The sequence below is a fragment of the Pseudomonas schmalbachii genome (assembly GCF_017589465.1).
Taxonomy (GTDB): Bacteria; Pseudomonadota; Gammaproteobacteria; order Pseudomonadales; family Pseudomonadaceae; genus Pseudomonas; species Pseudomonas schmalbachii.
Window position 1 is genome coordinate 217,672 of sequence record NZ_JAELYA010000002.1, and the last position, 20,197, is coordinate 237,868.

Genomic DNA, 20,197 nt, shown 5'->3' on the forward strand with positions numbered 1-20,197 from the left:
AAATGACAATCGCGAAACCGCTGCAATACACCTACATCGCCCTGTTCGGCGGCATGCTGGTGGGCCTCGCCGGCTGGTCGACGACGAGCTTCCCGAGCTTCTCCAGAGCCGATGGCACGCCGCTGCTCAACGGCAAGCTGGCCCACGCCTTCGAGAAGCACTACGACGCGCAGTTCCCGGTCAAGCGCCTCGGCACCAACCTCTGGGCCGCGCTGGACTACACGCTGTTCGACGAGGGCCGGCCGGGCGTGGTGATCGGCAAGGACGGCTGGCTGTTCACCGACGAGGAATTCAAGCCGGCGCCCAGCGCCACCCAGCTCGCCGACAACTGGGCACTGATCCGTGGCGTGCAGCAGGAACTGGAACGCCGCGGGGTGAAGCTGGTGATGGCGATCATCCCGGCGAAGAACCGCGTCTATCCGGAATACCTCGGCGAGGAACGGCCGGCGGTGCTGCACGCGGGGCTCTACCGCGACTTCCTCAGCCGCGCCTGGCAGTCCGGCATGGCCGCGCCGGAGCTGCTGGAAACCCTCGAACACGCCAAGGACAACGGCCAGGTCTTTCTGCGCACCGACACCCACTGGACACCGCTGGGCGCCGAGGCCGTGGCCCAGCGCCTGGCCGCCACCATCCGCGACGGCAAGGGCCTCGACCTGCCGAGCCAGTCCTTCGTCACCGAGGCCGGCAAGCAGAAACCGCACAAGGGCGACCTGCTGAGCTTCCTGCCGCTCGACCCGCTGTTCAGCGACATGCTGCCGGAGGCCGACCAGTTGGAAGCGCGCCAGACGCGCCCGGCGGACAACGGCGAAGGCGCCGACCTGTTCGGCGACAGCCAGCAGCCGCAGATCGCCCTGGTCGGCACCAGCTACAGCGCCAACCCGCAGTGGAACTTCGCCGGCGCGCTGAAGCAGGCGCTCTCCGCCGACCTGGTCAATTACGCCAAGGAAGGCAAGGGCCCGCTCGAACCCATGCTCGAACTGCTGCAGGACGAAGGCTTCAAGCAGAAGCCGGCGCAACTGCTGATCTGGGAATTCCCCGAACGTTACCTGCCGATGCACAGCGACCTCAGCCAGTTCGACCAGGGCTGGCTGGCGCAGCTGCGCGCCGCAGGCAACCACGATGAACGCCTGGCTGCCAACCAGCCCGGCAAACCGGCGGCGCAATGAGCGTCGCGCAGTAGAGAAGATGGAGGTACATCCGATGAACCGACTGAAGAACCGCAGCTGGATGGCTCACGCCTGTGCCCTGGCCCTTGGCCTCTCGGCATTCGGCGCCCACGCCGGCGAAGGCGCCCTCTACGGCCCGCAGGCACCCAAGGGCTCGGCGTTCGTGCGGGCCTACAACGCCGGCAACGGCGAGCTGTCCGTCAGCGTCGGCAACACCGACCTGACCGACGTCGCCCCGCTCGGCTCCAGCGACTTCAAGTTCCTGCCGCCGGGCAACTACACCGCCAAGGTCGGCAGCCAGAGCCTGCCGGTGCAACTGGAACCGAACAGCTACTACACCCTGGTCAGCCAGCCCGGCGGCCAGCCGAAGCTGGTGCCCGAGCCGCCATTCCGCAACAAGCAGAAGGCCCTGGTGCGGGTGCAGAACCTGTCCGGCAGCCAACTGACCCTGAAGACCGCCGACGGCAAGACCGACGTGGTCAGCAACGTCGCCCCGCAGAGCCACGGCGACCGCGAGATCAACCCGGTGAAGGTCAACCTGGCGCTGTTCGATGGCGACCGGAAGGTCAGCGACCTCAAGCCGGTCACCCTGGAACGCGGCGAGGTGGTCTGCCTGTACGTCACCGGCAACGGCGGCAAGCTCGCGCCGGTGTGGGTGAAAAGGCCGGTGAAGGCGGATTGATTCTGGTGCGGGGGTTTCCCCTCACCCTAACCCTCTCCCAGGGGGAGAGGGGACTGGATTGGCGCGGGGACAGACTCCGTGATCACCGACACCTCCGTACAACCCCCTCTCCCTCCAGGAGAGGGCTGGGGTGAGGGTCTCCCCGCCCCGCACGAAACAAAAAAAGACCGGCACCAGTCCGGCACCCGCCAGCAAGGCACGAACAGGAGAGGCTCCCCCGGGAGCAGGCACCCGACAGAACGCAAACGCTTAATGGAGAACAACCGATGATCCCAGTAATCCTTTCCGGTGGCAGCGGCTCGCGACTCTGGCCTCTTTCCCGCAAACAGTATCCCAAGCAGTTCCTCGCCCTGACCGGCGAGCACACGCTGTTCCAGCAGACCCTTGAGCGCCTCGCCTTCGAAGGCATGGAGCCGCCAGTGGTGGTGAGCAACAAGGAGCACCGCTTCATCGTCCAGGAACAGCTCGAACAGCTGGACCTGAAGACCCAGGCGATCCTGCTCGAACCCTTCGGCCGCAACACCGCGCCGGCCGTGGCCATCGCCGCCATGAAACTGGTCGCCGAAGGCCGCGACGAACTGCTGCTGGTGCTCCCCGCCGACCACGTGCTCGACGACCAGCGCGCCTTCCAGCGTGCCCTTGCGTTGGCCACCAATGCCGCCGAGAAGGGCGAGATGGTGCTCTTCGGCGTACCGGCCAACCGTCCGGAAACCGGCTACGGCTACATCCAGGCCGGCGACGGCCAGGGCCTGCCGGACGGCGTGATCCGCGTCCGGCGCTTCGTCGAGAAACCGGACGAGGCGCGCGCCCGCGAGTTCGTCGAAGACGGCGGCTACTTCTGGAACAGCGGCATGTTCCTGTTCCGCGCCAGCCGCTATCTGGAAGAACTGAAGAAGCACGACGCCGACATCTACGACACCTGCCTGATGGCCCTGGAACGTAGCCAGCGCGAAGGCGACCTGGTGAACATCGACCCGGCGACCTTCGAGTGCTGCCCGGACAACTCCATCGACTACGCGGTGATGGAAAAGACCCGGCGCGCCTGCGTGGTGCCGCTGGCCGCCGGCTGGAACGACGTCGGCAGCTGGTCGTCGATCTGGGAAGTGCACGACAAGGACGCCAACGGCAACGTCACCAAGGGCGACGTGCTGGTGCATGACAGCCGCAACTGCCTGGTGCACGGCAACGGCAAGCTGGTCTCGGTGGTCGGCCTCGACGACATCGTGGTGGTGGAAACCAAGGACGCCATGATGATCGCCCACAGGGATCGCGTGCAGGACGTGAAGAAGGTAGTCGGCGAACTGGACGCCCAGGGCCGCAGCGAAACCCAGAACCACTGCGCCGTGTACCGCCCGTGGGGCTCGTACGACTCGGTGGACATGGGCGGCCGCTTCCAGGTCAAGCGCATCTCCGTCAAGCCGGGTGCGCGCCTGTCGCTGCAGATGCACCACCACCGCGCCGAGCACTGGATCGTGGTCTCCGGCACCGCCGAGGTGACCTGCGACGACAAGACCTTCCTGCTCACCGAAAACCAGTCCACCTACATCCCCATCGCCTCGGTCCACCGCCTGGCCAACCCCGGCAGGATCCCGCTGGAGATCATCGAGGTGCAGTCCGGCAGCTACCTCGGCGAGGACGATATCGAGCGGCTGGAAGATGTGTACGGGCGCGCCCCGGAGCCTGAAGTGAAGCTCCAGGTCGTCGGCCGCTGAATCCGCTGTAGCTCCCAGCGGTCCTCTACCCCCGCATCGGATGGTGCGGGGGATTTTTTATTTCCCGGTTCCGGCCCCGGCTCTGGCGTAGGGCGGGTGAAACCCGCCATGACACCTCCGGATTGGCGGGTTGCACCCGCCCTACGGGCCACGCTCCCGCGTCCCTTTTGACGCAATTCGTAGGATGGGTTGAGCTTGCGATACCCATCAATGATCGGGCCGACAACAACCATGGGTATCGCTTCGCTCAACCCATCCTACGTATCTGAACGGCCCCCTCTCCCTCCGGGAGAGGGTTGGGGTGAGGGGGCAGCGAAACCCGCCTACGCCTCGATGATCATCTTCAACGCCTTGTTCTCCGACGCCTTGCCGAAGGTCTCGTAGGCCTTGAGGATGTCCGCCAGGGCGAAGTGGTGGGTGATCAGCTGTTCCGGCTGCAGCTTCCCGGCCTCCACGCTCTTCAGCAGCATCGGCGTGGTCACCGCGTCCACCAGGCGGGTGCGCAAGGTGATGTTGTGCGACCACAGCCGCTCCAGGTGGAACTCCACCGGCTTGCCATGCACGCCGAGCACGGCGATGTCGCCGCCCGGAGCGATGATCGATTCGCAGAGGGTGAAGGTCGACGGCACGCCGACCGCTTCGATGGCGCTGTCCACGCCCAGGCCGCCGGTCAGCGCCTGCACCTGTTCCACCACGTCGCTGGCGCCGGCATTGATGCAGTCGCTGGCGCCGAAGCGCTTCGCCACCTCCAGCCGGTTGTCGTCCAGGTCGATCATGATGATCCGCGCCGGCGAGTAGAACTGCGCGGTGAGCAGCGCCGCCAGGCCGACCGGTCCGGCGCCGACGATGGCCACGCTGCCGCCGGGCTGCACGCGACCGTTGAGCACGCCGCATTCGAAGCCGGTGGGCAGGATATCGCTGAGCATCACCATCGCCTCCTCGTCCACCCCGTCAGGGATGTGGTAGAGGCTGGTGTCGGCATGGGGGATGCGCACCTTCTCGGCCTGGGTGCCGTCGATCAGGTGGCCGAGAATCCAGCCGCCGGTGCGGCAGTGCGAGGCCATGCCCTTGCGGCAGAAATCGCACTTGCCGCAGGAGCTGATGCAGGAAATCAGTACGCGGTCGCCCGGCTTGAACTGGCTGACCGCCGCGCCGGCCTGCTCGACCACGCCGATCCCCTCGTGGCCGAGGATGCGCCCCGGCTGGCAGGTCGGCACATCGCCCTTGATGATGTGCAGGTCGGTGCCGCAGAGGGTGGTTTTCACCAGCCGCACCACCGCATCGCCGGGCTGCTGCAGTTGTGGATCGGGACGATCTTCCAGGGCGATGTCGCCGACACCGCGATAGACCAGGGCTTTCATGGACGGACTCCTTCGGGAATGAAACTTCCTTCAGGCTAGACCGCGACGGCGGCTACGACGCTGCTTCCGATCAACTGCGCCCGATTGCTCAGTCCGGTTGGGGCAGTTCGGTGATGTGGATTTCGGTGATCAGTTCGGAACCCGTCACCTGCACGTCCTGGCACGGAGGGAGATAGCGCGACAGCGATTCGATCAGCTTCCACTGGCTGTCCAGGTCGCTGGCAAGTCTCGCGATATCGCCCAGGGTGTTCTGCCCCAGCCGCTGCAGATGCGGATCGAGGCTCTGGCTGAGTTCGACCGAAAGCTGGGTGACCAGCGCGCTGATGCTCGACATGTTGCGGGTCGCCAGGGCCAGGATGTTGGCCAGCAGGGCGAGGTCGGGCTGGGGAGTCGGGGAGGGAAATTCGTTTGCGTCCATGCAATTCACCGGGGATGTCGAGAGCGTCAATCCTGACGCGAAGGCGCGATCATAGCATTTGAGCGCATATCCGAGAACTTCATCACATTTCTTTACATTGCCCTGCCGACGGTCGAAAGGCCTGCTCCCTGGCCTTTCGACGCCGACATGGATGCAATCAGACGCTGCCGAGCGGTTCCCGCCGCGGCGTGCCGCGCTGCGCCGCGCGCAGGTACTGCGCCGGCCACGGCACCTGCTGGCCGCCCAGCTCATCGGCGGCATGCAGCGGCCAGTACGGATCGCGCAGCAGTTCGCGGGCGAGCAGGATCAGGTCGGCCTGGCCGGTGCGCAGGATGTGCTCGGCCTGCACCGGCTCGGTGATCATGCCCACCGTGCCGCTGGCGACGCCGGCCTCCTTGCGCACGCGTTCGGCGAACTGCGTCTGGTAGCCCGGCCCCACCGGGATTTCCGCGTTCACCGCGGTGCCGCCGGAGGACACGTCGATCAGGTCGACGCCCAGGTCCTTCAGCCGGCGCGCCAGTTCCACCGTCTCGTCCGGGTTCCAGCCGTCCTCCACCCAGTCGGTGGCGGACAGCCGCACCAGCAGCGGCAGCTCCTGCGGCCACACATCGCGCACGGCCTTGGTCACTTCCAGCAGGAAGCGGATGCGGTTCTCGAAACAGCCGCCGTAGTTGTCGCGGCGCTGGTTGGACAGCGGCGAGAGGAACTGATGCAACAGGTAGCCATGCGCGGAATGCACTTCGGCCACCTTGAAGCCGGCAGCCAGCGCGCGTTCAGCGGCGCTGACGAAGGATTTCAGCACCTCACCGAGCTGTTCTTCGCTCAGTGCGGTCGGTGTGGTGTGCTGCGGGTCGAAGGCGATGGCCGACGGCGCGACCGGCGTCCAACCGCCCTCGCTGATCGGCACCGAGCCGTGCTTGCCCAGCCACGGCGCCCAGGTGCTGGCCTTGCGTCCGGCATGCGCGAGCTGCACGCCGGCGACCGCGCCCTGGGACTCGATGAAGCGGGTGATCCGGCGCAACGGCTCGATATGCTCGTCGCTCCAGATACCCAGGTCCTGGTCGGTGATCCGCCCTTCCGGACTCACCGCTGTGGCTTCGACTATCACCAGCCCGGCGCCCCCCACCGCCCGGCTTCCCAGATGGACCAGGTGCCAGTCGTTGGCCATTCCATCTTTCGCCGAGTACTGGCACATCGGCGAAACCGCGATTCGGTTGGGCAGGGTAATTTGGCGCAGGGTCAAGGGCTCGAACAACTGGCTCATGGCATCACTCCGTTCGGTCTTTAAACGAATGCTCGACACTTCAAATGTAGACCGGGTTGGCGAAGCAATGCGCAGCAATATTTTGGTACGGCGGTTTCAGCCCTCCTCCTTCCAGCCCCCGCCGAGCGCCTTGTACAGCGCCACGCTGGCCTGCAGCCGCGCCTGCCGTAGCGCCGCCTGCAGGTCCTGGGCTGCGTACAGGGTGCGCTGGGCGTCGAGCAGGGTGAGCAGGTTTTCCGCGCCGGCACGGTAGCGCGAGTCGGCCAGCTCGAAGGCCAGCCGCGCCTGGCGGACCTGCTCGGCCTGCGCCTGCAACCGCGCGTCGAACCCGGAGACGGCGTTGAGGCCGGACTCCACCTCGGCCAGCGCCACGACGATGCTCTGCCGATAGTCGGCCAGCAGTTCCGTGCGCCGCGCGGCAGACAGGTCGCGCAGGGCGGAGAGCCGGCCGCCGTCGAAGATCGGCGCCAGCAGCGCGGCGGACAGTTCGTGCAACGGGCTGTTCAGCAGGTCGCCGACATGATTGCTGGCGAAGCCGCTGCCGGCGCCGAGGGTGACGCGCGGGAACAGCGCGGCACGGGCGGCGTCGAGATCGGCATCGGCGGCGGCCAGTTGCGCCTCGGCGCGGGCGATATCCGGGCGACGTCCGAGCAATTGCGCCGGCATGCCGCTATCGATCCGTGGTCCGGCCAGGTCGTCCGGCAACACGCCGGACAGCTGTAGCGACTGCGGCGCCACGCCCAGCAACACGCCGAGCGCCACTTCGCTTTCGTTCGCCTGCTGGCGCAGGCTGGCCACCGCGACGCGCTGCCCCGCCACCAGCGCACGCTGCTGGGCCAGTTCCAGCGGCATGGCGGCGCCGGCGCTTTCGCGGGATTGCAGGGTGGCGAGAACCCGCTCGGCGCTCGCCAGGTCCAGCTCGGCGATGCGCAGCCGCTCGCCGAGCCCGGCGCGCTCCAGCCAGGCCGTGGCGACAGCGGCGGTGAGGCTCAGGCGCAGGGTGTCGAGGTCGAAGCGCGAGGCACGGAACTGCTGGCCGGCGGCATCGCGCAGGGCACGATTGCGGCCCCAGAAGTCCACCTCGTAGCTCGCCTCCAGGCCAACGCGGTAGTCATGGTAGGCATCGCCCGGACCATCCTGGCGCGCCGCCCGCATGACGCCGTCTACCGTCGGCAGCAGCGCCGCGCCGGCCACCGTCGCGGCGGCGCGGGCCTGGCGCAGGCGCGCTTCGGCGGCCTGGATGTCGTAGCTGTCACGCCGGGCGCGCTCGACCAACGCGTCCAGCTCGGCGCTGCCGAAGCGCCGCCACCAGTCGGCATCCACCGCATCGGCCTCGCCCGGCGCGGCATGGCGCCACTGCGCCGGCAGTTCGACGGACGGCACCCGGGGTTCCGGCTCGCCGGCACAGCCGGCCAGCGCCAGGGCACTCGCCATCCACAGGAAACGCCGCTTCATGCATCGCTCCCCAACGCCACCACCGGATCGAGCCGCGCCGCCTTGCGCGCCGGAGCGAAGCCGAATATCAGCCCGGTCGCCAGCGCGCAGGCGAAGGCGCCGAGGATCGCCGTCAGCGAGAACACCACCGGCACGCCGGCCGCCAGCAGCACGCCGCCGATGGCCAGGCCGATCGCCACGCCGATGGCGCCGCCGACCACGCTGAGCAGCACCGATTCGCTGAGGAACTGCCGCAGGATGTCGCTCTGCCGCGCCCCGGTGGCGACGCGGATGCCGATCTCGCGGGTGCGCTCGCGCACGGTCATCCACATCACGTTCATCACGCCGATGCCGCCGACCAGCAGCGACACCGCGGCGATCAGGCCGAGCATCAGGGTCATGCTGTCCTGCGCCTGGGCCTGCGCCTGCAGCTTGGCCGCGGCGTTGCCCACGGAGAAATCCTTGCGCCCGTGGCGCTCCGCCAGCAGTTCCTGGATATCCCGCTCGGCGCGTTCGACCTGTTCCGGCGCGATGGCGTCGATCACCGCGTAGTCGGGATGGGTGAAACCCTTGTAGACCCGCGTGCGGCCGGCCTGGTAGGGGATGAAGATCATCTCGTCGTAGTCCTCGACGCCGGAATCGGCGCCCTTTTCCTTCATCACCCCGATCACCTCGAACAGCGCGCTGCCGACCAGGATCTGCTGCCCGAGCGGGTCGTCACCGTCGGGAAAGAAATGCTTCCAGGCCTTGTGCCCGAGCACCGCCAGCGGCGCCAGGGCGCGGTCCTCGGCGTCGCTGAAGAAGCGCCCATGGGCCACCGGCCAGCGGTGGATGGCGGGCATTTCCACAGTGCAGGCGAAGGTGTAGATCGATTTGGAAAGGTTGCCGCGGCGCACCGTCACCGGGTCGCCGATCACCGGCATGGCATGGCGGATCGAGGGCAGTCCGGCCAGCGCCTCCAGATCGTCCAGGGTCACGTCGCCCTGCGGCCCGCCCTCCGGCGGATGATCGCCGCCGAGGTACATGACGGTGGCGCCAAGGGCCGCCATCTGCCGCACGATCTGCTGCTTGGTGCCGAGGCCGATGGCGAGCATGACGATCACCGAGACCACACCGATGACGATGCCGAGCAGGGTCAGCGCGGTGCGCAGGCGGTTCAGCCACATCACCCGCCAGGCCGAGCGCAACGCCTCGCCGAGATCGGCGGCAAGGCTGGCGCCGCCGGACTGCCGGGCGCCGGCCAGGTCCGGCGCCGGCAGGGCCTTTTCCACCGGCGCGCTGCCGGTATCGGAGACGATCCGGCCGTCGAGGATCTCGATGACCCGCCGCGCCCGCGCCGCTACCTGGCGGTCGTGGGTGATGAGGATCAGCGTGTGGCCCTCGGCGGACAGCTCGTCGAGCAGCGCCATCACCTCCTCGCCGCTGCGGCTGTCCAGTGCGCCGGTGGGTTCGTCGGCGAGGATGATGCGGCCGCCGTTCATCAGCGCGCGGGCGATGGAAACCCGCTGCTGCTGGCCGCCGGAAAGCTGGTTCGGGCGGTTTTCCAGGCGTTCGCCGAGGCCCAGGCGCTTCAGCAACTCCGTGGAGCGCACGGCACGCTCGTCTGCCGGGCGACCGGCATAGAGGGCCGGCACCTCGACGTTCTCCCGCGCGCTGCAGGTGGGAATCAGGTTGTAGCCCTGGAAGACGAAGCCGAACGCCTCGCGGCGCAGCCAGGCCAGCTGGTCGCCATCCATCTCCGCCACATCGACACCGGCGAAACGGTAAGTACCGGCGCTGGGGCGGTCGAGGCAGCCGAGCAGGTTCATCAGGGTCGACTTGCCGGAACCGGACGCGCCGACGATGGCGACGAACTCCCCGGCCTCGATGCGCAGCGACACGCCGTGCAGCACCGTGACCTTCGGACTGGTACCGCCGCCGTATTCCTTGCGAATGCCCTCCAGCTCGATCAGCGCGGGCTGCGCACTCACCACTGGAACCTCCGCGGCTGGTCGTCCCGGTCCAGTTCGCCGAGCACCAGCGTCTCGCCTTCGGCGAGGCCGTCCAGCACTTCGCCGTCGAGGCGGTTGCGCACGCCGACGCGCACCTCCCGCGGCTGGGCCTTGCTGCCGTCCAGCACCCGCGCGCGGTAGCGACCGCGCTCGCCAGGCACCGCATCCAGCGCCGCCAGCGGCACCCGCAACACGTCCTGGGCGGTGGCGCTGACGAAGGACACCTGGGCGGTCATCTGCGGCATCAGCTCGCCGTCGGCGTTGTCCACATCGAACAGCACGGTGTACAGCACCACCTTGCTGGCGGGCGCCGTCTCATTGGTAGCGCCTTCCGGGGTCTTCGGCTCCTGCGGCGCGGGCAGTACCTGGCGGACGGTGCCGCTCCAGCTGCGTCCCTCGCCGCCAAGGGTGGTGAAGCGCACCGGCATGCCGACCCGCACGCGGCCGACGTCGGCTTCGGAAACCTCGGTCCACACGGTCATCGACGACAGCTCGGCGATGCGCAGGATGGCCGGCGTCTGGTAGGTGGCGTTGAGGGTCTGGCCCTCCTCCGCGTTCAGCGAGATCACCGTGCCGGCGATGGGCGCGTAGATGCGCGTGTACTCCAGCTGCGTGCGGTCGGCACCGAGGGTGGAACGGGTCTGCTGGATCTTCGCTTCGAGCTGGCGGATGCGCGCCGCCGCGACCTTGTGTTCCGCCTCGGCGACCTGCACGTCCTCCAGCCGCGTCGAGCCGTCGCCGAGCATGCGCCGCTGACGGGCCTGCTGCTGCGCCGCCAGTTCCAGGCGGGCACGCTGTTCGGCGAGCTGCGCCTGCAGGTCGGCCAGCTGCGCCTGCCCGGCGTCCACGGTGGCCTGCGGAATGCGCGGGTCGATCTCAGCGAGCAATTGGCCCTTGGCGACCACGTCGCCGGCCTTCACGTGCAGCCGGTCGATCTGCCCGGAAACCCGCGCCCCCACTTCCACCTGGGTGCGCGGCTTGAGGGTGCCGATGGCATTGACCAGCGACTCGATATCGCCGCGCGCCACCGGCTGGGTCCGATAGCGCGTCTGGTCGGAACCGAACGACCAGGCGAGGCCACCCGCGAGGACGAGCGCCAGCGCCGCAAGACCGACCACCCGGCCCCGTGTGTACCACAACATCGATTACTTCCTTGCTCAGTGCTGGGTCGGGTGCTCAGCGGCGATAACGTCATTGGCTGCCAGGCGATAACGCTTCTGCTCGTCGCGTTCCAGCACGCCGCTCTTGTGCAGCCGGCGCAGGGCCTGGCGCACGCAGTTGACCGGGATCTCCAGGTCCTGGCCCTGCAGGCGGGCGTGCAGTTCAAGGACGGTGCCGCTGTGGCAGTTGTACAGCAGGTCGAGCACCTTCAGCCGCGACAGGCTGCAGCGCAGTCCGGCGCGCTCCAGCAGTTGGCGCGCGGGGCGCGGGGTCGGGATATGGAAGGAATGGGCGGTCATGCGAGTCTCCTTTCTCGTTATTGGCTGCTTGGGCGGAGCGTCCGGGGCAAATCCGTGGTGTTCATAGATAGAGACGAACGAGAACGAAAAACCCGCAAGAGAAAACGAATCTTTTTATTTCCCTGGCCGTGGAGGCCGCGAAAGAAGCGGGGAAAGATCGACGTTGGAGCACCCTCACCCCAGCCCTCTCCCGGAGGGAGAGGGGGTTATCCGGCGTCGGGCTAAATACCTGTGCCAACCGGCAACTCTGGACAGTCCCCTCTCCCTCCGGGAGAGGGTTAGGGTGAGGGGCCATCGGCAAGACGATGCTGCCCGGATGCGTAGGGTGGACAACGCGAAGCTTGTCCACCTTTCGCTTCTACGCAGGTGGAAAAGGCTTCGCCGTTTTCCACCCTACGGTTTACCCAAAAGCCGCCGTCCGCCCCGCCGAAACAATTGCTTGCAACTGAAACTGCCGGTTTTTCCCGTCTCATCCGTCCTTACTCATGGAACACCCCATCCTTTGGTGTCCTCTTGCCTGCCGGCCCACGCCGGCGGGCTTCTTTCCACTTCCGTGCAGTCGATTCCCCATGTCCAAGAAATCCCGTTCCAGGATCTGGTTCCTGGTGCACAGCTGGCTCGCCCTGCCGATCTGGTTCTTCGTCTTCCTGGTGTGCATTACCGGCACCCTGGCGACCGTGAGCCAGGAGATCGTCTGGCTGGCCAATCCCGACGTGCGCGCCAGCGCGCCGGCCGACGATGCCCAGCGGCTGGGCTACGACGCCGTGCTGGCAGCCATCGCCGAACAGCAGCCGGGCGCGTCGGTGCAGCGGCTGCATGTGCCCGGCGAAAGCCATTTCGCCCTCGAAGCCTCCGTCAGCTACCCGAACGGCAAGAACGCCACGCTCTATGTGAACCCCTACTCCGGCCAGGTACAGGGCAGCAGTCCGCTGTTCGACTTCCGCGAGTTCACCCGCGCGCTGCATGGCTGGTGGCTGGTGCCCTGGACCAACGGCTACAGCTGGGGCTGGTACCTGGTGTCGCTGCTCGGCCTGCCGATGCTGGCTTCGCTGGTCACCGGACTGGTGGTGTACAAGCGCTTCTGGCGCGGCTTCCTCAAGCCAACCCTGCGTTTCCGGCACGGCGCGCGGATCTTCTGGGGCGATTTCCACCGCCTGAGCGGCATCTGGTCGATCTGGTTCATCGCGGTGATTTCCATCACCGGCACCTGGTTCCTGATCCAGGCGCTGCTCTACGACAACCACGTGACCCTCTCCAGCGAAGGCGTGCCGACCATCATCGGCCACCAGCAGGTGCCGCTGACCGATGGCGCCCCACCGCCGCGCGTCGGCCCGGACCAGGCGCTCGCCGCCGCCCGCGAGCGCATCCCCGGCCTGGAGCCGGTGTGGCTGAGCTTCCCCGGCGACGCCTATACCCACATCGAGGTGAGCGGCAAGGCGTGGTATCCGCTGATGCACGAAAGCGCCTCGGTGAATCCCTATGACGGCACGGTCGAGGCCACCCGCCTGCTCGGCGACCGCACCGGCGTGGAGTTCGTCATCGAATCCATGCGCCCGCTGCACACCGGCGATTTCGGCGGTATCTGGATCAAGCTGGTGTGGTTCGTCTTCGGCCTGCTGCTGAGCATGATGGTGCTCAGCGGCCTGCTCATCTGGAGCAAGCGCACGCTGATCGCCACGGCCAAGGAGCTGAAACGCGCCTCGTCCGCCAACGCCGTCGCCGCCAGCCTGGAGAGCAGCCAATGAGCGCCACGCCCCGAACTTCCGCCGCGCGCCGCCTGTGGCTGCGCTGGCGCTTCCATCTCAGCGCGCTGCTGGTGCTGATCCCCCTCGGCTACATGCCCGTCTATCTGTACGAGGCACAGGTCGATCGCGGCCTCACCGGGCTGGGCGAGCGCGAGGCCGGCGAACTGCAGGTCGGCCCGTGGAGCGCGCGCCTGGCCGAATGGGAGACCGGCGCCCCGGAACTGGAAGGCCGCGCCGGCTACATGAAAGCCTTCACCCTGGCGTTCTGCGTGGATTGCGACGCGCGAATCAGGGCCGCCTACCTGCGCATCGGCGAGCCGCGCAGCCTGCGCGCCGCCGGAGCGCTGTTGTCGGGCAGCCCGTACCGGCGCTTCGCCGAAGTGCCGGTGCCGACGCGGGTGCGCCCAGGCGACGAGCTCTGGCTCACCGTCGAGGGCTGGGACGGCAGCGTCCACCAGGCCAGCATTCCCCTGGCCCAGGCATCGCCATCGCTGGTTGCCTGGCTGGAGCAACGAGGTACGAAGCAATGAAACGACTTTCCCGACTGGGCGCCCTGCTCGCCCTGGCCATCAGCCCGGCCGCCTTCGCCCACGGACTGTTCTGCGAGTGCAAGGCGCTGGACGCCGAGCAGGTCCGCTGCGTCGCCGGCATGAGCGACGGCGCCGCCGCCCCCGGCGCGACCCTCGACGTGATTGGCTACGACGGCAAGGTGATCCTGCCCGGCAAGCTGGGCGCCGACTCCAGCCTGACCTTCCGCCGCCCGCCCGATGAGTTCTACGTGCTGTTCGATCTCGGGCCGGGACATACGGTGGAGGTCGATCACAGCGAGATCAACACTCTCTGAGCAAGCCGGATACGACCACTGGACGAATGGCCCACCGTGGCGCCTTGCTGCCACGACGGCCACACCTATAGAATGAGAATAAATCTCAAATAAATAATTTTCTCATCTCAAGGTTCCTCCATGTCGACACCCGACCAGGCCTACCTGCGCCAGGTGCACCTCTATTACAGCGAACACCACGGCCTGGTCCGCAACTGGCTGTACAAGATGCTCGGCAACGCCAGCGACGCGGCGGACCTGGCGCATGACGTGTTCCTGCGCCTGCTGGTGCGCAAGCGCGAGTTCGAGAGCGACAGCCACGTGCGCGCCTATCTGCTCGCGGTATCGCGCAATGCCTGCATCGACTTCCGCCGGCGCCGCCAGGTGGAGCAGGCCTGGCTCGACGTGCTGGCCTGCCGCCCGGATGCCTACGCGCCGTCGGAAGAGCAGCGGGCGATGATCCTGGAAGCGCTGGAGCAGGTGCACGCCATGCTCGAAAGCCTGCCGGAGAAAGTCGCCGAAGCCTTCCTGCTGGCCCAGGTCCAGGGCCTCGGCTATCGCGAGATCGCCCAGCGCATGGGCCTCTCCGAACGCACCATCGGCAAGTACATGGCCCAGGCGATGTACCAGTGCCTGCTGCTGGAAGTCGAACTCGACGAGGCGCTGGCCGGTTCATGAGCAGCAAGCCCGATCACTCGACGCTGCAGCAGGCCGCCCAGTGGTACGCTCGCCTCGCCGCCGCCCCCGGCGATGCCCGCGTGCACGAGCGCTGGGCACAGTGGCATGCGCAGAGCGAGCTGAACCGCACCGCCTGGACCTATGTCGAGCGCATCGGCCAGCGTTTCCAGCCGCTGCAGGGCGACAGCGAAATTGCGTTGCAGACACTGCGCTCGGCACGCCGCGCGCAACCGACCCGGCGCCAGGCCCTGAGCGGCCTCGCCGTGCTGGTCGGCGGCGCGCTGCTGGGCTGGGGCGGCTGGCAGAACGCCCGCCTGCGCAACGGCCTGCTGGCCCTGCAGGCCGACCTGCGCAGCGGCACCGGCGAGATGCGCGAGGAACGCCTGGCCGATGGCACGCAACTGTGGCTGAACGGCAACAGCGCGCTGGACGTGGATTTCCGCGCCGACCTGCGCCGCCTGCAATTGCTGCAGGGCGAAGTGCTGATCGAAACGGCCAGGGACGGCCGCCCCTTCATCGTCGAATCGAGCCAGGGCCGCATGCGCGCGCTGGGTACGCGCTTCAGCGTCACCCAGCAGGACGGCGTCACGCGCCTGGCGGTGTTCGAGGGCGCGGTGGAGATCCGCACCGCCGACGGCACCTCGCACCGGGTGATCGAGGCCGGCAGCCAGGTGCGCTTCGACGCGGCGGTCATCGACGCGCCGCAGCCCGCCGACCCGGCGCGGCAGTCCTGGCGCAAGGGCATCCTCGCCGCCAACGACATGCCGCTGTCGGCCTTCGCCGAGGAGCTGTCGCGCTATCGCCACGGCCATCTCGGCGTCGATCCGGCGGTGGCCGACCTGCGGGTGATGGGCAGCTTCCCGCTGCACGACAGCGACCGCGCCCTGGCCATGCTGCAGAGCGCCCTGCCTGTGCGAATCCAGCGCACGCTGCCCTGGTGGATCAGCATCGAGCCGCGCTGATCGTCGGCAACATGAAAATAATTTTCATTTGAGCTTCCGGTTTTTCTCGCTCATCCGATTCAGAAGGAGACGACAGCCTGCCCGCTCACTGAAGGAACCCGTAATGTCCCCTCGCAAGACCGCCTCGCCCCGCGCCACCCTGCGCCAACTCAGCCTGTGCCTACCCCTCGCCTTCGGCGCCGCCCTGCCCTGCGCCGCGCTGCACGCCGCCGAACAGTCGCAGGTGCGCACCCAGCGCTACGACATCCCCGCCGGTCCGCTGGCCGAACGCCTGAACCGCCTGGCCGCCGAGGCCGGCATCTATCTGGCGGCCGACGGCGCGCTGGCGGCGGGCCGGGAGTCCCACGCGCTGAAAGGCACCTACAGCGTCGACGAGGCACTGTCGATCATGCTCGACGGCAGCGGCCTGGAAGCGCTGCAGACCGCCGAGGGCCACTATGAGCTGCGCCTGCTGCCGACCAGCGGCGAAGCCCTGGAAATGAACGCGGTGACCATCTCCGGCAAGGCGCCGGGCGCGACCACCGAGGGCACCGGTTCCTACACCACCTATTCGTCGAGCAGCTCGACACGCCTCAACCTGACCCCGCAGGAAACCCCGCAGTCGGTCACCGTGCTAACCCGCCAGCGCCTCGACGACCAGAAGCTCGACAGCATCAGCGACGCCCTGGACGCCACCGCCGGCATCACCGTGCTGCGCTCCGGCCTCGGCGCGGACACCGAGCAGTTCTGGTCGCGCGGATTCGAGATTCGCAACTTCTCCATCGACGGCGTGCCGTCCTCGTCGCTGCTCGGCAACTACCTGCAGAACACCGCGGCCTACGACCGCGTCGAGGTGGTCCGCGGCGCCACCGGCCTGGTCAGCGGCATGGGCACCCCGGCGGCGACCATCAACCTGATCCGCAAGCGCCCGACCTTCGAGCCGCAGGTTTCCCTCACCGCCGAGGCCGGCAGCTGGGACCGCTACGGCAGCGGCATGGATGTCTCCGGCCCGCTGAACGACGAAGGCACGGTGCGCGCCCGCCTGGTGGCCGACTACAAGGACCAGCACGCCTGGGTCGATGACTTCCACGAGAAGAAGGGGCTGGTCTACGGCATCAGCGAATTCGACCTGAGCGAAGCCACCCTGCTGACCATCGGCTTCAGCCATCTCAGCGACGACGTCGACTCGCCGATGCGCACCGGCTTCCCGCTGCGCTACAGCAACGGCCAGAAAACCGACTTCAAGCGCTCGGCCAACAGCTCGCCGGACTGGGCCTACTACGAGAACACCGTGGACAACGTCTTCGCCTCGGTGGAACACCACTTCGACAACGGCTGGAGCGGCAAGGCCGAACTCAGCCACTCGCGCTACGAGTACGACGCGGTGGTGACCTACCTCTCCGGCGACCTCGACCAGGCCACCGGTGCCGGCGGCGTGATCTTGCCGACGCGCTGGGTATCGGAACCGGAGCAGAACAACCTCGACGCCTACGTCACCGGGCCGTTCTCGCTGTTCGGTCAGGAGCACGAGCTGATCGCCGGCACCACCCTGTCGCAGATCCGCGAGCTCGACTATCCCGACTACGGTGGCTGGATGGGACCCTGGACCTCCTTCGACGGCAGCATCCCGAATATCCACACCTGGGATAACAGGATGGCCGAACCGGTGTTCGAGAAGATCGGCGAAGGCGACACCCGCGAGAACCAGTACGCGGCCTTCCTGACCTCGCGCTTCAGCGTCAACGACGACACCAATCTGATCCTCGGCGGCCGCGTGGTCGACTGGAAGCGCACCACCGAGAACCATCCCAACGGCGGCCCGGACACCAAGGACACCGAACGCGAGAGCGGCGTGTTCATCCCCTACACCGGCGTGACCTACACACTGGACGACGTCTGGTCGGTGTACGCCAGCTACACCAAGATCTTCAACCCGCAGGGCTCCTGGGTCCGCGACGTGAACAACCAGCCGATCGATCCGGAGGAAGGCACCAGCTACGAGGCGGGCGTGAAGGCCGCGTTCTACGAGGGCCGGCTCAGCTCCAGCCTGGCGCTGTTCAAGGTCGAGCAGGACAACCTGGCGATCTGGGACGGCATCGCCTATGCCGCCGAGCAGGGCACTACCACCAAGGGCGTGGAGATGGAACTGAACGGCGAACTGGCGCCCGGCTGGCAGCTCACCAGCGGCTACGCCTACAGCGTCAGCACGGACGAGGACGACAACCGCATCGTCGCCGACGTGCCGCGCCACAGCCTGAAGGCCTTCACCACCTACAAGATGCCCGGTGCCTGGGACAAGTTCACCGTCGGCGGCGGCTTCAACTGGAGCAGCAAGACCGGCTACGACCTGCACTACTACACCCAGGGCAGCTATTACGTGGCCAACCTGATGGCGCGCTACGACATCAGCGACAACCTGTCGGCCTCGGTCAACCTGAACAACGCGTTCGACCGCGAGTACTTCAGCAACGTCAACACCTACGGCGTGTACGGCGCACCGCGCAACCTGATGGCGAGTCTGAAATACACCTACTGAGCCGAATACGATGGATAAGGCTGGCCCGTAATGCTCCCTCACCCCAGCCCTCTCCCAGAGGGAGAGGGGGCGCAACAGTGTTGGGTTGCATGCCGTGCCAACTGGCAACTCCGGACGGTCCCCTCTCCCTCTGGGAGAGGGTTAGGGTGAGGGATGGGGTGGAGGCGCTCTTCCATCCACCACACAGGCGCCGGACAGGCCGGACGGTGGATCGATGGAGCGTGATCCACCCTACGTTGCTCAACGTGGCGCGATGTGCGCCACCATCAGTTGCACGCTCTCGTTGCCGCGGAATTCGTTGACGTCGAGCTTGTAGGCCAGCTCGACCCAGCGTACCGAGGCGTTCGGCCAGAGGTCGCGGTCGATGTTGAAGGCGATGCCATCCAGTTGCTGCGAGCCGCACTCGGTCTTCAGCACCAGCTTCAGGTGGCGCTCGCCGACCAGGCGCTGCTGGACGATCTGGAACACGCCGTGGAACAGCGGCTCGGGGAAGTGCTGGCCCCAGGGACCGGCCTGGCGGATCGCACGGGCCAGTTCCAGGTGGTATTCCTCGGCGCTGAGCTGGCCGTCGGAGAGCAGGCGGCCGGTCAGGTCGTCCTCGTCCAGCTGCCGGCGGACCTCGAAGTCGAACGCAGCAGCGAAAGCGCCGAAGTTCTCCTGCGGCAACGACAGCCCGGCTGCCATCGCGTGGCCGCCGAACTTGCTGATCAGCCCCGGATGGCGGGCCGCCACGGCATCCAGCGCATCGCGGATATGCAGGCCCGGTACAGAGCGCGCCGACCCCTTGAGACTGCCATCTCCGGCATCGGCGAAGGCAATGGTTGGCCGGTGGTAACGCTCCTTCAGGCGCGAGGCGAGGATGCCGATCACGCCCTGGTGCCATTCGGGATCGAACAGGCAGAGGCCGAACGGCATTTCGTCCACCGGCAGTTCCTTGAGCTGGGCCAGCGCCTCGCGCTGCATGCCCTGCTCGATGGCCTTGCGATCCTGATTGAGGGAATCGAGCTGCACCGCCATGTCGCGGGCCAGCGCTTCGTCGTCGCACAGCAGCATTTCGATGCCGAGGGACATGTCGTCCAGGCGCCCGGCCGCATTCAGGCGCGGACCGAGGATGAAGCCGAGGTCGGTGGAGGTGATGCGCCGGCAGTCGCGCCCGGCCACTTCCAGCAAGGCGCGCAACCCCGGCCGCGCACGCCCGGCACGAATGCGCGCCAACCCCTGGTGCACGAGGATGCGGTTGTTGGCATCCAGCGGCACCACGTCGGCGACGCTGCCGAGGGCGACCAGATCGAGCACTTCCGCGAGATTCGGCTCCGCCATGCCGCGCGCAGCGAAATAGCCTTTTTCGCGCAGACGCGCGCGCAGGGCGAGCATGACGTAGAAGATCACTCCCACGCCGGCCATCGCCTTGCTGGGGAATTCGCAGCCCGGCTGGTTGGGGTTGACGATGGCGTCCGCTGCCGGCAGTTCCGGGCCCGGCAGGTGGTGGTCGGTGACCAGCACGCGCAGCCCGGCGGCCTTGGCCGCGGCGACGCCGTCGATGCTGGAGATGCCGTTGTCCACCGTCACCAGCAGGTCCGGGCGCTTCTCCAGCGCCACGGCGACGATTTCCGGGGTCAGGCCGTAGCCGTATTCGAAGCGGTTCGGCACCAGGTAATCGACCCAGGCCGCGCCGAGCATGCGCAGCGCCAGCACGCCGACGCTGCTGGCGGTAGCGCCATCGGCATCGAAGTCGCCAACGTAGAGGATGCGCTGACCGCGCTCCAGGGCCTCGACCAGCAGCTCGACGGCGGCGTCGATGCCCTTCAGTTGCTGGTACGGAATCAGCCGCGCCAGGCCCTTGTCCAGCTCGGCGGCGGACTTCACGCCACGGGCGGCGTACAGGCGGGTCAGCAGGGGCGGCAGGTCGCCGAGGTCGGGCAGGGTTTCCGGCAGGGGGCGGGGTTCGATGCGCATCAAACGACTCTGTTTCCGTGAGTATCCAGA

General features: G+C 67.6%; 17 protein-coding genes. 9 read left to right on the forward strand and 8 right to left on the reverse strand.

Annotated elements, in window-relative coordinates:
- The first annotated feature begins 2 nt into the window (after positions 1 to 2).
- From JFY56_RS06450 to JFY56_RS06460, 3 genes are all read left to right on the forward strand, one after another.
- A complete protein-coding gene (locus JFY56_RS06450; protein WP_208312705.1) occupies positions 3 to 1,166 on the forward strand; it encodes an alginate O-acetyltransferase in 1,164 nt (387 codons plus the stop codon).
- Positions 1,167 to 1,200: 34 nt separating this feature from the next.
- Positions 1,201 to 1,848: an alginate O-acetyltransferase AlgF gene (gene algF, locus JFY56_RS06455; RefSeq protein WP_208312706.1), complete on the forward strand. Its 648-nt coding sequence runs from the start codon at positions 1,201 to 1,203 to the stop codon at positions 1,846 to 1,848.
- A gap of 266 nt (positions 1,849 to 2,114) precedes the next feature.
- Complete coding sequence (locus JFY56_RS06460; RefSeq protein WP_208312707.1) at positions 2,115 to 3,560, forward strand: mannose-1-phosphate guanylyltransferase/mannose-6-phosphate isomerase; 1,446 nt, start codon at positions 2,115 to 2,117, stop codon at positions 3,558 to 3,560.
- A gap of 323 nt (positions 3,561 to 3,883) precedes the next feature.
- Here the strand turns inward: JFY56_RS06460 and JFY56_RS06465 are convergent, their stop codons facing one another.
- The 7 genes from JFY56_RS06465 to JFY56_RS06495 all read right to left on the reverse strand — a co-directional run bounded on the left by JFY56_RS06465 (position 3,884) and on the right by JFY56_RS06495 (position 11,488).
- Positions 3,884 to 4,921 carry a zinc-dependent alcohol dehydrogenase family protein gene (locus JFY56_RS06465; protein ID WP_208312708.1) on the reverse strand — a complete coding sequence of 346 codons (1,038 nt, stop codon included), beginning with the start codon at positions 4,919 to 4,921 and terminating at the stop codon, positions 3,884 to 3,886.
- Positions 4,922 to 5,009: 88 nt separating this feature from the next.
- On the reverse strand, positions 5,010 to 5,339 hold the full coding sequence (locus JFY56_RS06470) for a hypothetical protein (RefSeq protein WP_208312709.1): 330 nt from the start codon (positions 5,337 to 5,339) through the stop codon (positions 5,010 to 5,012).
- Between the two features lie 157 nt (positions 5,340 to 5,496).
- Positions 5,497 to 6,603, reverse strand: coding sequence for an NADH:flavin oxidoreductase/NADH oxidase (locus JFY56_RS06475; RefSeq protein ID WP_208312710.1), 1,107 nt, complete (start codon positions 6,601 to 6,603; stop codon positions 5,497 to 5,499).
- A gap of 96 nt (positions 6,604 to 6,699) precedes the next feature.
- Positions 6,700 to 8,058, reverse strand: a complete 1,359-nt coding sequence (locus JFY56_RS06480) for an efflux transporter outer membrane subunit (protein ID WP_208312711.1) — start codon at positions 8,056 to 8,058, stop codon at positions 6,700 to 6,702.
- Positions 8,055 to 10,007 carry an ABC transporter permease gene (locus JFY56_RS06485; RefSeq protein ID WP_208312712.1) on the reverse strand — a complete coding sequence of 651 codons (1,953 nt, stop codon included), beginning with the start codon at positions 10,005 to 10,007 and terminating at the stop codon, positions 8,055 to 8,057. The genes JFY56_RS06480 and JFY56_RS06485 overlap by 4 nt, the downstream gene beginning before the upstream one ends.
- Entirely contained in the window at positions 10,004 to 11,170 is a 1,167-nt protein-coding gene (locus JFY56_RS06490; RefSeq protein ID WP_208312713.1) for an efflux RND transporter periplasmic adaptor subunit, read from the reverse strand. Before JFY56_RS06490 ends, JFY56_RS06485 begins: the two co-directional genes overlap by 4 nt.
- 15 nt (positions 11,171 to 11,185) lie before the next feature.
- The gene (locus JFY56_RS06495) at positions 11,186 to 11,488 is read right to left on the reverse strand and encodes a ferric uptake regulator family protein (RefSeq protein ID WP_208312714.1); all 303 of its coding nucleotides are present in this window, start codon (positions 11,486 to 11,488) and stop codon (positions 11,186 to 11,188) included.
- 569 nt (positions 11,489 to 12,057) lie between these two features.
- Between JFY56_RS06495 and JFY56_RS06500 the strand changes: the two genes are divergently transcribed.
- From JFY56_RS06500 to JFY56_RS06525, 6 genes are all read left to right on the forward strand, one after another.
- On the forward strand, positions 12,058 to 13,233 hold the full coding sequence (locus JFY56_RS06500; RefSeq protein ID WP_208312715.1) for a PepSY-associated TM helix domain-containing protein: 1,176 nt from the start codon (positions 12,058 to 12,060) through the stop codon (positions 13,231 to 13,233).
- Positions 13,230 to 13,763 (forward strand): thiamine pyrophosphate-binding protein, encoded by a 534-nt coding sequence (locus tag JFY56_RS06505; RefSeq protein ID WP_208312716.1) that lies wholly within the window; start codon positions 13,230 to 13,232, stop codon positions 13,761 to 13,763. Before JFY56_RS06500 ends, JFY56_RS06505 begins: the two co-directional genes overlap by 4 nt.
- Positions 13,760 to 14,077, forward strand: a complete 318-nt coding sequence (locus JFY56_RS06510; RefSeq protein WP_208312717.1) for a hypothetical protein — start codon at positions 13,760 to 13,762, stop codon at positions 14,075 to 14,077. The genes JFY56_RS06505 and JFY56_RS06510 overlap by 4 nt, the downstream gene beginning before the upstream one ends.
- A 120-nt stretch (positions 14,078 to 14,197) precedes the next feature.
- On the forward strand, positions 14,198 to 14,734 hold the full coding sequence (locus JFY56_RS06515) for a sigma-70 family RNA polymerase sigma factor (protein WP_208312718.1): 537 nt from the start codon (positions 14,198 to 14,200) through the stop codon (positions 14,732 to 14,734).
- Positions 14,731 to 15,696 carry a FecR domain-containing protein gene (locus tag JFY56_RS06520; protein WP_208312719.1) on the forward strand — a complete coding sequence of 322 codons (966 nt, stop codon included), beginning with the start codon at positions 14,731 to 14,733 and terminating at the stop codon, positions 15,694 to 15,696. The genes JFY56_RS06515 and JFY56_RS06520 overlap by 4 nt, the downstream gene beginning before the upstream one ends.
- 103 nt (positions 15,697 to 15,799) lie before the next feature.
- On the forward strand, positions 15,800 to 18,211 hold the full coding sequence (locus JFY56_RS06525) for a TonB-dependent siderophore receptor (RefSeq protein WP_208312720.1): 2,412 nt from the start codon (positions 15,800 to 15,802) through the stop codon (positions 18,209 to 18,211).
- A 240-nt stretch (positions 18,212 to 18,451) separates the two neighbouring features.
- Here JFY56_RS06525 and recJ read toward each other — a convergent pair whose 3' ends face one another.
- Positions 18,452 to 20,167, reverse strand: coding sequence for a single-stranded-DNA-specific exonuclease RecJ (gene recJ / locus JFY56_RS06530; protein WP_208312721.1), 1,716 nt, complete (start codon positions 20,165 to 20,167; stop codon positions 18,452 to 18,454).
- Positions 20,168 to 20,197: the final 30 nt, after the last annotated feature.